The 13436-nt window shown below is 63.8% G+C and carries 7 protein-coding genes and 2 tRNA genes; 4 read left to right on the top strand and 5 right to left on the bottom strand.

Features of this window, described 5'->3' with window-relative positions; all coding sequences use genetic code 11:
• Position 1: 1 nt before the first annotated feature.
• Both HW556_RS10170 and HW556_RS10165 read right to left on the bottom strand, forming a co-directional pair.
• Positions 2-850, bottom strand: coding sequence for an MBL fold metallo-hydrolase (locus HW556_RS10170; RefSeq protein ID WP_176899915.1), 849 nt, complete (start codon positions 848-850; stop codon positions 2-4).
• A gap of 123 nt (positions 851-973) precedes the next feature.
• Complete coding sequence (locus tag HW556_RS10165) at positions 974-1927, bottom strand: acetyl-CoA carboxylase carboxyltransferase subunit alpha (protein ID WP_176899914.1); 954 nt, start codon at positions 1925-1927, stop codon at positions 974-976.
• A 247-nt stretch (positions 1928-2174) separates the two neighbouring features.
• Here HW556_RS10165 and HW556_RS10160 point away from each other — a divergent pair.
• A tRNA-Asp gene (locus tag HW556_RS10160) sits at positions 2175-2248 on the top strand.
• A gap of 348 nt (positions 2249-2596) precedes the next feature.
• A tRNA-Asp gene (locus HW556_RS10155) sits at positions 2597-2670 on the top strand.
• A 40-nt stretch (positions 2671-2710) separates the two neighbouring features.
• Here the strand turns inward: HW556_RS10155 and HW556_RS10150 are convergent.
• The gene (locus HW556_RS10150) at positions 2711-3541 is read right to left on the bottom strand and encodes an ADP-ribosylglycohydrolase family protein (protein WP_176899913.1); all 831 of its coding nucleotides are present in this window, start codon (positions 3539-3541) and stop codon (positions 2711-2713) included.
• A 253-nt stretch (positions 3542-3794) separates the two neighbouring features.
• Entirely contained in the window at positions 3795-9929 is a 6135-nt protein-coding gene (locus HW556_RS10145; RefSeq protein WP_176899912.1) for a carboxypeptidase-like regulatory domain-containing protein, read from the bottom strand.
• 360 nt (positions 9930-10289) lie between these two features.
• Here HW556_RS10145 and HW556_RS10140 point away from each other — a divergent pair, with 360 nt between their 5' ends.
• Both HW556_RS10140 and HW556_RS10135 read left to right on the top strand, forming a co-directional pair.
• Positions 10290-10574, top strand: coding sequence for a hypothetical protein (locus HW556_RS10140; protein WP_176899911.1), 285 nt, complete (start codon positions 10290-10292; stop codon positions 10572-10574).
• A gap of 271 nt (positions 10575-10845) precedes the next feature.
• Positions 10846-11907 carry a S41 family peptidase gene (locus HW556_RS10135; RefSeq protein WP_176899910.1) on the top strand — a complete coding sequence of 354 codons (1062 nt, stop codon included), beginning with the start codon at positions 10846-10848 and terminating at the stop codon, positions 11905-11907.
• A 59-nt stretch (positions 11908-11966) separates the two neighbouring features.
• On the opposite strand, the gene HW556_RS10130 is transcribed toward HW556_RS10135, so the two are convergent.
• On the bottom strand, positions 11967-13256 hold the full coding sequence (locus HW556_RS10130) for an OmpA family protein (RefSeq protein WP_176899909.1): 1290 nt from the start codon (positions 13254-13256) through the stop codon (positions 11967-11969).
• Positions 13257-13436 lie beyond the last annotated feature (180 nt).

The raw sequence follows: 13436 nt of genomic DNA, 5'->3' as shown, positions 1-13436 counted from the left end.
TTTACAGCTCCGCCAGCTTAAACTTCTCGGCCACTTTGATGCCGCGCTCAGTTTGCTCGACCGTGATACATTCAGTCTGGTGGTCGTGCTCCAGCACCAATACCCAGTTTTCTGCGGCGGCTTGTTGCAGGAAGCGGGCTTTTTCGTCCATCGTTACCAGCGGGCGCACGTCGTAGCTCATCACGTAGGGCAGACCCACGTGATGGGCGCTCGGCAACAGGTCGGCGGCAAAAACCAGCGTGCGGTCTTTATACGACAGCTTGGGGAGCATCATTTTCTCGGTGTGGCCGTCCACGTAAATCAGGTCGGCTAGGCTGCCCAACTCGGCCGGTACGCCGGTTTTGGGGTCGAGGAAGCGTAGCTGGCCGCTTTCCTGAATGGGCAAGATGTTCTCCTTCAGAAAGCTGGCCTTTTCGCGCGGATTGGGGGCGGTAGCCCAGTTCCAGTGGGCCTCGTTACTCCAGTAGGTTGCGTTGGGAAAGGCCAGTTGCAGCGCATCCTCGGCGGTGCGCACTACGCCCCCGCCGCAGTGGTCGAAATGCAGGTGAGTCAGCAGCACGTCGGTAATATCGGCGGCCGTATAGCCCAGCCGGCGCAGCGACTTTTCCAGCGTATCGTCGCCGTGCAGGTAGAAATGGCCGCGGAACTTCTCGTCCTGCTTTTCGCCGATGCCGGTGTCCACGAGCAGCAGCCGGCCCGCATCCTCTACCAGCAGGCAGCGCAGGGACCAGGTACACATGTTGTTATCATCGGCCGGGTTGAGCTTCTGCCACATGCTCTTGGGCACAACGCCAAACATGGCCCCGCCATCCAATTTAAACAAGCCGGTATCGAGGGTATGAACGGTCATATTTTAAGCTGTTAACCTGTAGCTGATAGCAGTTAGCTTTTTTCGTCTGATATATAGCTGACAGCACTTCCGATTGGCAGTAGCTCCCAGCTAACAGCGCTAAGCTAATAGCTTGATAAATACCTATTCCAGCACCACACCCATATCCGAGAACTTGTCGATGCGCTGGCTGATGCGGTCCTCGGGCGAGAGGGCATCGAGTTCGGCCAGGGTGCTCAGGATGGTTTCTCTCAGGGTCTGAATCATGGTGGGCGCGTCGGTGTGGGCACCACCCAGCGGCTCGCTCACGATGCCATCGACCAGCTTGTTGCCCAGCATGTCGTTGGCCGTGAGCTTGAGCGCCTCGGCCGCCTGCTCCTTGTAATCCCAGGAGCGCCACAGAATGCTGCTGCACGATTCGGGCGAAATAACCGAGTACCAAGTGTTTTCCAGCATCAGCACCCGGTCGCCGATGGCAACGCCCAGGGCGCCGCCCGAAGCCCCCTCACCGATAATGATGCAGATAACGGGCACCTTGAGCAGGAACATTTCTTTGAGGTTGCGGGCAATGGCCTCGCCCTGCCCCCGCTCCTCGGCCTCCAGGCCCGGAAACGCACCGGGCGTGTCGATGAGCGTTACGACCGGCACATTAAACTTTTCGGCCAGCTTCATCAGGCGCAGGGCTTTGCGGTAGCCCTCGGGGTTGGGCATACCGAAGTTGCGAAACTGCCGTTGCTTGGTATTGCGACCCTTCTGCTGGCCAATCAGCATCACCGTGCGGCCATCAATTTCGGCGAAACCGCCCACCATGGCCTTATCGTCGCCTACCGTCCGGTCGCCGTGCAGCTCCACAAACTTCTGGCTCATCCCCAGAATGTAGTCGAAGGTGTAGGGGCGGTCGGGGTGGCGCGAGAGCTGCACGCGCTGCCAGCGGGTTAGGTTCTGGTAGGTTTCCTTTTTAAGGGCGTTGATTTTGGCTTCGAGGGCCGTTACCGCGGCCGATACATCTACCTGACTGTCGAGGGCCAGTTGCTGCATTTCGCGGAGCTTGCCTTCGAGGGCGGCAATGGGTTGTTCAAAATCGAGGAGCTGGGCCACGGCAAAGGCGGGTTTTGGAGGTGCGAGGGGGAAACGAGAAGATAGCAAAGGTAAGCGAAGGGGCCGATTCCGGCCACTCCTGCTTCAATCCGACCACGCGAAAAATCTTTCTACCTGACTAGCAGCCTGCCACGCCAGCCGGTGCAAGTTTTTTCCGCTTTTTTCGCGCCGGCTCTTGCGCACCTGCTGCCGGCCAACTACTTTTGCACCACTTCAACGCTTTCTGAGCCGCGAAATAGAACAACCTGGTTCGGTAGTTCAGTTGGTTAGAATGCCGCCCTGTCACGGCGGAGGTCGCGGGTTCGAGTCCCGTCCGGACCGCAAAGGCCCTTCAGCATCCGCTGAAGGGCCTTTTGCTTTTTCCGGCATTTCGTATTTCCCTCCGTCATTTCAACGCTGGGTCTCACAGTAGCTGGCGCAGTGGTTCGCAACGAACGTCCGCCCCCGAGCCCCTGCGTGAACTACTGCTGACGTTCGTTTCCTTTAGAACTAGCAAGTTTTTTTCAACGGCTATCCTATTTACTGACAGAACTATATCTTCTTGTAAATGCCCTCCACAGCCTAATAAGGCAGTTTTATATTGCCACTAGCTTGGTGAAGTCGAATCCACTCTGCTATATTTGCATCATCAAAAGGGAAGGGCACATGGCCCACCCCGAATTGATAGCCGGTTCGGTAGTTCAGTTGGTTAGAATGCCGCCCTGTCACGGCGGAGGTCGCGGGTTCGAGTCCCGTCCGGACCGCAAAGGCCCTTCAGCATCCGCTGGAGGGCCTTTTGCTTTTTCAACCTATGCCCGTGCCCAGCGCCGCGGCAACCGCCAGCGCCTCAATATTGGCGCGGCGGGCCAGCACGGCCAGCCATTCGGGCGGAATGGCGGCTTCGCCGTAATAAAGTCCAGCTAGGCCGCCGGTTACGGCGCCGGTAGTATCCGTATCGTCGCCGAGGTTAACGGCAGCCAGCACAGCTTCAGCGTAGGTTTCGTGGCGCAACAGGCACCTAAGACTGGCCTCCAACGTGTGCATAACGTAGCCGCCGCTGTTGATGGTAGCAACCGGTAAGTCGGCTAACCGGCCGCTGAGCAAAACTTCAAAATGGGCCAGTTCACGGGCTGGAATATCGAGCTCCGCGAGTTGAGCTGGAGCCTGCCGACACATTTCGGGATAGGCGGCGGCCGGCGACTTGCCAGCGCGTAGGTGGCGGGCTACTTCCAGGTACAGAAAGCACGCCACCGCCGAGCGAATATGACCGTGCGTGATGGCCGACACGTCGTGGATGAGCTGAAACCGCTCGGCCAGGGAGGCGTCGGTTTGGTAAAAGGCCAGCGGCAGAATCCGCATCAGCGCACCGTTGCCGTTGCTGTACTCATCGGTACCACCGGCTGGAATCAGGTCCTCGTCGGCTTGCAGGCGACTCAGTGCCTCGCGGGTGGTGACGCCAATATCGAACACGGTGCCGTGGGGCGTCCAGAGCTGCTCGTAGTACCAGCGGCGGCTGTAATCGGCCGTTTTGGCTAGCGTGAAGCCGTCGGCCAGCGCCTGGGCCAGGCAGAACGTGAGCGAGGCATCATCGGACCAGGTGCCGGCGGGCTGCTTATGGGTGCCGTATGCGCGCATATGCACCACGGGGTCGAGGCGGCCCTGCTGGGGCTCTGGAACTCGACGGGCACACCCAGCGCGTCGAGTTCCAGAGCCCCAGCAGGGCCGCGCGGAGTTGGGGTTCGGGAGTGTTAGGAGGCATAGAGGAATTAAGGTTAAGCGGTAGATTAGGTGCTAGAACGCAAGAACAAGTGTGCTGCCACCACAAAAAGGTCGTGGCAGCATGAGCGCTCAGGCAGGACCATTGCACGTCAAACTCACTACCTCATCGCTACTCCACTCCTACCTGGCGGCTGGCGGCGCGACCGAAGCGGGTGGGAAAGTACATCAGCTCGGCCCGGGCGGGGTTGAGCGTGTAGCTACCCCGGTAGCGGGGCTGCAGGGCCACCCGGAACACGTGCCGGCCGGCCGGCAGCACATCCACGAAAATGCCTACCTGGTGGCGTAGGTATTCGCGGTGAACCTCAACGGCGTTGCCGCGCGCTTTTTCGGCAGCATAGGAGCAGCCGGCCGGGATGGGTACTTCGAGCAGCATGTAGCGGGCTTCGGCGGGCACATCCACGGTTACTTCCAACTCGGTGGGCTGGCCGGCTCGCAGCATTATGCGGCTGCCCTCCTGCCCGGCCAGCCGCGTGCGCACCCCGAAAGGTTTAGCCACGGCCGTTGGGGCGGGGTTCCAGCGGGTCTGGTAGGCGGTGGCGTACACGGGCAGCCCGCCCTGCTTGCGCAGCACCAGCGGCCCCGCTCCGGCCGGCAGCGTTACTTCAAACGGAAACTGATTCACCTGCTGATTATAGCCGCCGCTGAGCTGAGCACTGGCGACAAGCCCGCCGCTGGCCGGCACCGTCAGGTCGGGGCCGATGGTGGCCAGAATCTGGCCGGCCTCGTAGGTGCTGGCCCAGTGACCACCGGGGCCGCGCTGCTGCAGCAGAAACGCCCGGATGCGCGCCAGCTCCCGCGCCGCATTGGGTCCGCCCTGGATCCGCAGCAGGCGATATGCCTGCAAGGTAGTGCCCAGGCGCTCAGGCAGCAGGTGGCGGTAGAAACTACCCGCCCGCAGCGTATCGGCATAAAACAGCCCGCCCAGGGCCGTGGCGTGGCGGTAGCGGCATAGCGAATCGAGTTGGTAGGGCAGCCCCAGCTGCTGGCGCAACTCCAGCAGGGCCAGCTGCTGGTCGAGGGCGCGGCGGCCGGGCTCCCGCTCTAGCCGGGCCAGCAGGGAGGCAAAATCGGGCGGCGACGGACCGCCGAGGCGGTGCAGCAGCTGGAGAAGCCGCAGCCGGTCGTCGGGGGTGCAGAAGGCCAAGTTGAATACCGGGGCTGCGGTACTTAGGGCGCGGCGGACGGCGGCATCGGCGAAGGCGTTATCCAGCTCGCGCAACAGGTGCTGACGCAGCGCATCCTTATCGAGGGCCACTTTGTGGCCCTGCTGCTCGGCATCGAGCAGCGCTTCGAGCACATGCAGCGAGGCCCAGGCACTGACCGGCGCGGTAGCCCAGGTGCCCCACAGCTGCTGCGCCGAGGGCCGGCCGCGCAACAACAGCCGGATCAGGCGGTTCACGTCGCGGGTGCCGGCAAAGGGCTGGCCGGGGCGCAGCACGGCCCGCAGGCGCTGTTCGAGCAGCAGGCCCCGCAGCTTGGAAGCCGCCTGCTCGTTGCAGAGATAGACGTAGCTCTGGAGGTGGCGGATTTCGTCGAGTATTACCGGCACCGGGTCGCTTTCCAGCCGTAGCGTAACTGGTCCCAACTCGGGGCGCACGGGCAGCGTGAGCGTGGTGTCGGCAGCCGTGAGAATGGCAAAAGTGCCCACCCGCTCGCGGGTGCCCACCGGCAGCACCGGCAGGTAGCGCAGCTCCCCGTCCTCGTACCCATCAGCCCGGAGCAGGCTGTAGCGCACGGCCACCGAATCGGCATTGCTGGGGGCCACGAAGCTGAGCGTGTCGAGCACGGCGGTGATAACGCGGTGGCGCAGGGTACGCGCGGGCCCCGCTCCTACCTGGAACGTGGTGCTCACCTGAGCCGTGTCGGGCAAGTAGTTGAGGGTTTTGCCGATGATCTGCGGCCGGTCGCCTTGGAGCAGGAAGCGCGGGGTGGTCAGGGTGGCCGCCAGGGCCTTGAACGAACGTAGCCGCTGCGTGAAGCTACCCATGCGAGCGTCGTCGTCGGAGGCCAGCACGAAGGTGTCCCAGCCGGTGAGGTCGTCGGGCACGATGACTTCGGTGCGGGCCTGGCCATTTTGGTCGGTTATGAGGGTGGGTCGCCACCAGCCTACGTCGGAGAAGCGACGGCGCAGCGCCAGCCGCGGGTCGCGGCCGGGAGCAGGCACTATATCATCGGTCGGCCCGCCATTGGCCGGTCCCGTCTTAGTCGTGATGATCAGCACGCCATTAGCGGAGCGCGAGCCGTACATGGCCGTGGCTGATTCGGCTTTTAGCGTCTCCACCGTCAGAATATCGTCCGGATTCAGGTCGGCCAGCGAACCCGTGTAGGGCAAGCCATCCACGATAATGAGGGCCTGTTTACCGGAGGTTATGCTTGAGTTTCCGCGCAACGTGACGCGGGATTTACCGCCGGGCTGGCCCGATACAGTACTTACCGAACCCGTCAGCTCCGACCGTCGGCGCTCTATTCCCAAACCAGTTACAACCACCTCGCTGAGCTGCTTGCTGTCCGTGCTCAGCTCCACCAGTACATCCGGGCCATTTGCCAGCCGCTCCATCGGCACGAAGCCAATCGAGGAGAACACCAGCACCCCGCCGGGCGGCACCGATAGCGCGTAGCTGCCATCGGCGTTGGTGCTCACGCCCACGCTGGTGCCTTTTACGAGCACCGTTACGCCGGGCAGGCCTTCGCCAGTGGCACGCTCGGTTACCTGGCCGCGCACCAGCCGCCAGCCGAAGGGGGTTGTCAGGGGCAGCACCACCGCAATTTCGCGGCGGGCGGCCACCGAATCGAGTAGCGCAGATGGGCCAGGGCGGTAGAGATGCGCGGCAATCTGCTGCCGGAAAAGCTGCCGCCACCGGCGGGCCGCGGTTTCGGCCAGGGGCTGCTGGTCGAGCGAATCGAGCTGCAGGTAGGTGGTGCCGCCCGCCCGCACTTGCACGGCGGCGCGCAGGGCCAGTACCGAGCTATCGGCCCGCAGCAGGGCCAGGCGGTACAGGCCGGGGGGCAGCGCGTGCAGGGTTGGAGGCAGAGAGCGAAGCAGCCGGTAAAACCTGGGCTGGTCGGGTCGGGTGAGCAGGGTGTAGCGCACCGAAGGCTCTGCAAGGCTACCGGAGCCGTTTACTGCACCATAATCATCGGCGGCTCCCCGCACTGCCAACCGGCCCTGGTTGACGGGCGTGGTGGTAGGCAAGTCCAGTACCGGCTCGGGCGTGGGCGGGCGGAAGTAGCCGGTGGCGGCACTCGGCCGCAGGTCGGCCTCAGTCAGGGCGAAATCAGCCAGCGGCAGACCGCCTGCGAACGTAACGGCCCGGCCCAGGTCGCCGTAATCGGCCGCCGAATTGCTCAGGCTGCGCATTTTCAGCAGGCCCTGGCCGAAGCTGTAGCGGTAGTCCGACTCGAACAAAAACCGCTGCCGTAAACCGTCGGAAGCACGGCGCAGCAGCACCGAGTCGGGCCGGAAGGGTCCGGCCAGGTAGGTAAGCTGGTCGCGGGCGTATTCGTACTGATAGTTTACGACAGCCCGGCCGATAAGCGCGGGGCGCCCCTCCCCCAACACCTGCAGGCGGTTGCCCTGGCGCAGGCGCAATTGGTCGCGCGGCGCGGCGCGGTCGATAACGGCTAAATACCGCTGCAGCTCGGCCCGCTCGGTGGCCGATACCGCTCCGCGCCGGACTACCGTGAGGTTGGGCTGCGCGTGGTGGGGGTCGATGCTGAGCGTGAGCTTGTGCAGGTGGCGCAGCGGCACGTTCCGCAGCGTTACGAGGCGGTCGGGCGTACGAATGGCTACCGTGTGGCGGCCGGTGTCGGCCACCAGCGCGAAGGGCTCGTCGGCATTTACCCGGCCCACGAATACCGGTATTCCATCTATATACGCCGCCACCGTGGGCTGCACTCGTCCCGAATCGACCACGAACGGGGACAACTGCGTGATACCACCGGGAGCCAACTGGTACTCGGCAAACGTGCCGGTAGCGGGATACAGGAACTGGTAGAAGCGTAGCGAGTCGAGGCCCAGGCGCTGCCGCCAGGCACCCCAGGCCAGGGGCTGGCGGACTGGCCGTTGCGACTCGTTGGCAAAACCCGCCGCCAGCCTAAAGCGCCGCCGCAACACCCGGCCGACCACGGCGGGCGTGAAATCGGGTAGGTTGGGGGCGGCGGGAGCCTCGAACTTGCTGGTGTGGGCGTAGGCCGTGAGGTCGGCGGCGGGCACGGGACGGCCGGTTTCGTCGCGCACGGTGTATGCCAACGTGATTTTCTGGCCCGGATACACTACCTCGGGCTGTTCGGCCTCGATGGTTAGCCGACGGCCGGGCGGGGCCACGTGGTATTCCGCCTTCTGCAGCTCACCACCCCAAAAATAATGCACCGAAATGTACCAGGTATCGGCCGCGGTGGCCGGCCAGCGGCGAGCCAGCGCGGGGCCGTAGCCACGCTCCACCAGCTGGTTGCCGCGGTACAGGTAGTACCAGAACTGCAGCCGGCGCGGATTCCTGACGCGGAGCACCAACGAATCGGCCGTCCGCTCCGAAGCCAGTAGCAGCCCGGCATTGCTCGGATCCAATGCCAGCGTAGCTTCCAGCCCAGCGCCCGACCGCAGGCCGTAGTTTCTGACGGTTGGGTCGAGGAGCCGGGCCAACGGCAGCGACACGGTTTCGGTAGTGGTAACTGATTTGCCATCGGGCCGGGAGCGGGTTGCTTCGAGCACCGCCGTGCGCGGCCGGATCTGCCCACTCACTTTATAATCGGCCCGCAACGAATCCTGCTGCAGGGTCAGGGTCAGCTGGCCGTTACGCCGCGCGTAGCGGACGGTGGCTTTTTCGAGGTGGCGCTCACGGTCGGCGTTGAGAAATTCGGCCTCCACCAAATACGTGAAGTCGGCGGCGGGCAGCACCGAATCGGGCAGGGCCACGCGGGTTTCGCCGGCCGCGTCGAGGGGCTGGGTGTGCGTCCAGAGCGTATCGGGCACAAACACTTGCCGCTTAGCCAGCCGGCCCACCAGCTGCGGCAGCACCCGCAGGCGCACCCGGGCATCGAGCAGGTTGAGTTCGTTGGCATCCTGCCCGCGCAAAAACAGGGCCTGGGGTGTGTCAGACTGCTGCTCGACCTGGGCCGGGCGCAACGTGTAGCGGGTATTGTTCAGCTCGTAATCTTCCAGCCGAAAGCTACCAGCAGCCAGTTCGGGCCCATTCGAGCCACTTTCCACGGGCCGCAAACTCAGGTACACGTACTGGTCGGAGCGCAGGTTGAGCGTGTCGGGCAGCGGCAGCGTGAACTCGTAGGAGCCGGGCCGCACCGGGGCCAGCAGGGCCAGGCGACGCGGCTGGCGGTCGGCGCTGAGCCATAGCTCCAGCGGACGGCGGTAGGGCTGGCCCCGGAGACTGAGCACCCGCGCCTTGAGGCGGAGCGTATCGGCGGCGGGGCGGTAGCGGGGCTTGCTGAGCACGAGGTAGGCGCGCCACTTTTCAGCCTGCTTACTGGCCCGCCGCTCTTGGCGCTGCTCCCGCACATCGGGGTTGAACACCGAGCGCAGCAGCCCTACCGGGCCGGTATCGATGTCAGAGGCATGATGTAGCTCCCTCACCAGTTGGCGCACCGGCCGGCCCAGGTAGCCCAGCGGGAAACCATAAAGCACCCGTTGATAGGCCCCGCGCCAGCTAAAGCCCCGCGAATAACGGGGCGGGCGGACATACGGAAACGTTTGCTCCAGGGGGTGGTAGGTGGTGCGCCCCCCGATTTCCACGGCCAGCAGCCCGGCCCGGCCAGCGCGGCCGGCCAGCCGGTAGGTTTGGGTGGCCGCATCAAGGGGCACCCGGCGGCCACCGCGAAGCGTAATCCGGGCATCGGGCAGCAGCTGGCCCAGCGAATCGCGCAGCAACAGGCTTAGGTCCTGCTGGTTGTCGAGCACCGTGAGCTGGCGGCCGGTGCGGCCGAACAGCCAGTACACCAGCTCCGGGCCTTCGGTATGCGCCACCAGGTAGTAGCCCGGCGGCCGGACCGCCAGCCGCTTGGGCCCTACGCTATCGGCCTGGCTCGTCGGAAACGAATCGACGGGCTGGGCAAAGAAATCAGTCCGGGCGGTTGCGAGACCCCGTTCGTAAAGGCGGCGGGCCTGCGCATCGGTAAGGCGGAAAACCTTGGTCAGGTAGCTCTGCTGGCGGGCTTGGGCCAGCGGCGGCTGGGCCCAGGTGGGGCCAACTGATAGTAGCAACAGCAACAACGGGAGGAGTAGGCGTAGCAGCATAGGCGGTAACGGAGCGGCAGATAAGGCTGGCCCCAGCCCTACTGATGCCCCGGCCCGGCACATTCCATAAGCTGGCTGGCAATTTTACTCTCGGAGTTGATTTTTCTAGCGGTACTCTCCCTGCTATACCTTTATGCCACCCGGACCCTGGATTCTGCTTTTACTCCGCCGGATGAACCAATTGGCCAACATCTGCCGTATCTGCTCTCACTGGCCGGAAGCTACCAAGCAACTCCTCCCTTTCTCCCACCGCCAAGGAACTAAAATCTTACTCTTTTGCCGCAGGAATTCATTTTTGGCTGAATACTTGCCAATGGCCTGCTTACCTTCGTGTGGCTTTTGCGGCTTTATCTTTTTGCTATGACCCGTTTTCTTCTCTTTTTCATGCTGCTGGTGATGGGCTTGGCCGACATCAGCCCCGCGCTTGCCGCACCTCCTGGCCCGGCCGCCCGCGCCAAAATGCGCGGCAAAGTTTACGTACACCGGCCTAATTACCGCACCTATAAAGGGGGAGGTCGCAAAGCCCGTAAGAAGCGTACCGTCCGCTACCGGCAGCGCTGGTTCCAGTTCTGGCGCAAGCGCAAGAAAACCGAGCAGCGCGCCCCGCGCCGTTCCCGTAACTCGACTATCGGCAACGGTCAATAGCCCCGGGCACCCGATTTTCGGCCCATAAAAAGTCAGCCTTTCCCGCATCAGCGTGGGAAAGGCTGACTTTTTATGGGCTGGCTTATGATTATCTATCTATATCAGAAGCGCTGGATGCGGTAGCTGGATGAGGGTAAAAAGGGCCTGGCCGATTGAACCCAGAACAGCGAGTGACCTTCATTCGCGCGCCTCTACCAGAAATTTGCAGAATATTATTGTGCCTGCTCTTTTAGCCAGCCAACCATTCACGGCAAACCAGCATCTTCGCGTCATGAAGAAACTGGGACTCCTCTTTTTGCTGGCCGGAGCGGGCGCGCCGGCCTACTGTCAGCCAGCTCCAACGGCCCTACCCGATTCGGTGGCCCTTTTTCTGGATAAGAGCCTCACGTTGCTACAGACCTATTCGCTGGAACGCAATACCGTGAACTGGCCTCAACTGCGCCAAACGGTGTATCAGCGGGCCCAGGGAGCTACTACCGTGCGCGAACTGCTACCCATCTACCCCTTCCTGTTCGAGCAATTGCAAGACGACCATGGCTGGCTTACCTACCAAGGAAAGACCTACAAATGGCGCAACCCTGCCCGGCCAGCTTATGCCAATGAGGTAGTGAAGGCTGCGCTGAAGAAAAAGCCTGGGGTGCTGGTGAAGATGCTGCCGGGCCGCGTGGGTTACATCCAGTTGCCGGGCATTAACGCCGGGGGCAGCCTGGAAGCTATGCGCGCGGCGGCCTTAGTGGTGCAGGATTCGCTCTGCCGTTTGCCCCCAGGCCGGGCCCGGGCCTGGATTCTCGACCTGCGCCTCAACGATGGCGGAGCCATGGCGCCCATGCTGGCCGGCATTGCCCCCCTGCTCGGCGACGGACACCTGGGTGGCTTTGTGGATATAAATGGTAAACCCGAACAGCAGTGGCATCTGCGCCAAGGCAACTTCTACGTCGACTCGATGCAGGTGACGACCCTGGAGAAGCGTTGCCCCGCCCGCCGGCCCGATTTACCCATTGCCGTGCTGCTGAGCGGGCGCACGGCCAGTTCCGGCGAAATCGTAGCCATCAGCCTTAAAGGCCGACCGGCCACCCGTTTTTTTGGCGAACCCACCTACGGGGCCACCACCGCCAACGAAAGCTACCCTATCAGTGGCGGGGCCTACCTCACCATTGCAGGCTCACTGGACGCTGACCGCACCGGCACGGCCTACAAGACCAGCCTCATCCCCGACGTACTCGTTTCAGGCGGCGACAACTTTACCGACCTGAGCCAGGATGCCAAAGTAGCGGCGGCGCTCAAGTGGCTGAAGAAGGCGCGGAAAGGCGGGCGGAAGCAGGGTATCCAGTAAAGTCAGCACTGGCCTGGCTCAAATGCCCAGCCAGTTCCTGAGCTGGGTGCCCCATTTCTCTACTGCAGTCCCGTTACCCGAAACTCGACGCGGCGGTTGAGGCGGCGGGTGTTTTCCTGGGCGTTGCTGGCCCGGGGCTCTCCCCCGCCCAGGCCCACGCCGCTGATGCGCCCGGGGGCCACGCCGCGCTTTACCAGGTAGGCCTTCACGGCGGCTACCCGGCGCTGGCTCAGCTCCACGTTCTTCTGCGGGTCGCCCACGTTATCGGTGTGGCCGCGTAGCTCGATGGTGAGGCCGGGTGAGGCCGTAAGCAATGTAGCCAGCGTATCGAGGGCCGGAAACGAAGTAGTAAGCAGCTCGCCCTGGCCGCGCGAAAACTGCACGTTCTCCAGCTCCAGCGTCGAGCCTACGCCGAGGGGGCGCAGCAGCACGTCCTGGGCATAAGGGCCAGCCGCGGCGGCAAAAGTGGTATCGAGCGGCACGTAGCCGGGCAGGCGCAACTGAGTGGCGTAAAGGCTGGCGGGCCGGGCCGGGAAGGTGAACGCGCCACCGGCCGTGAGGGCCAGGGCCGTATCGGCGCGGGACGACACTGTAACGGGGCGCAGGCGCAGGCCGACGCGGGGCAGCGGCTGCAGCGTTATGGCATCGAGCACCCGGCCCCGCCACGGTGCCCGCACAAGTGCGGGGGCCGGCGCCTCATCGGTGGTAGCCTTGCGAAACAGGTTGCACCCCGCCAGGTCGGTGTACACGCCCCGGCGAATCCGGGCCACCTCCTTGGTGTCCATATCAATCTGATAAATGGCCTTGGGCCCGGCCAGAAACAGCCGGCGGTTGCCGAATTCGTCGTTCTGCAGCAGAATGCCGCTGTAGCCGCCCCGCTCGGGCAGCCCGTCGAGGGGCAGGATATCGGGGGACGGCTGGCGGCTGTCTATGTTGACGCGCAGCAGCGAGCCGTCGGTGCTGTACACCTGGTAGAGCGTGCGGCGGGCGTCGAAGCAGAAGTTGGCGTGGGTACCGGCCCCCGCAAAGCCCAGGGCCGCGAAGTAGCGGGCCTTGCGTAGCGGGTCGGTGCTCCAGACGGTGCTGACTTTGCTGCTGGCCGGATTCACGCGCACCAGCAGGTTACCATCGGAGGTACTGAAGTACAGGTCGCCCCGGTCGTCGGTGCCGCCCGAAATCCAGACGCCGCCCGAGCCCTGGGCCGGCAGTTGCCAACTGGTGTACTCGCCCTGGCGGGTGGCGGGGTTGTAGCGGTACACGCGCTCGGGGGCGTTGGTGGGCGCTTTGGTTACGGTGTATAGGCAATTATCGAAGCCTTTGGCCAGGGCATACGACTGAAACGGCAGCACCCGCCGATGAATGACGGGCGGCTGGGCCGGGTCGAGGCTCGAAAACTCGTGAATCGTGCGGCAGTCGGCCTCCCAGGGGTCGTTGTTGATGCGGAGGGCCGGTATTCCATAGAACTTATCGTCGCAGCCCTGGGGGGGCGGCGCGGGGCGGGGCTGCTCCGCACGAAAACCGTGTCAAAA

This window comes from Hymenobacter terrestris, assembly GCF_013377905.1.
GTDB classification, from domain to species: Bacteria; Bacteroidota; Bacteroidia; order Cytophagales; family Hymenobacteraceae; genus Hymenobacter; species Hymenobacter terrestris.
This window is presented reverse-complemented; position numbering and strand designations above follow the sequence as displayed.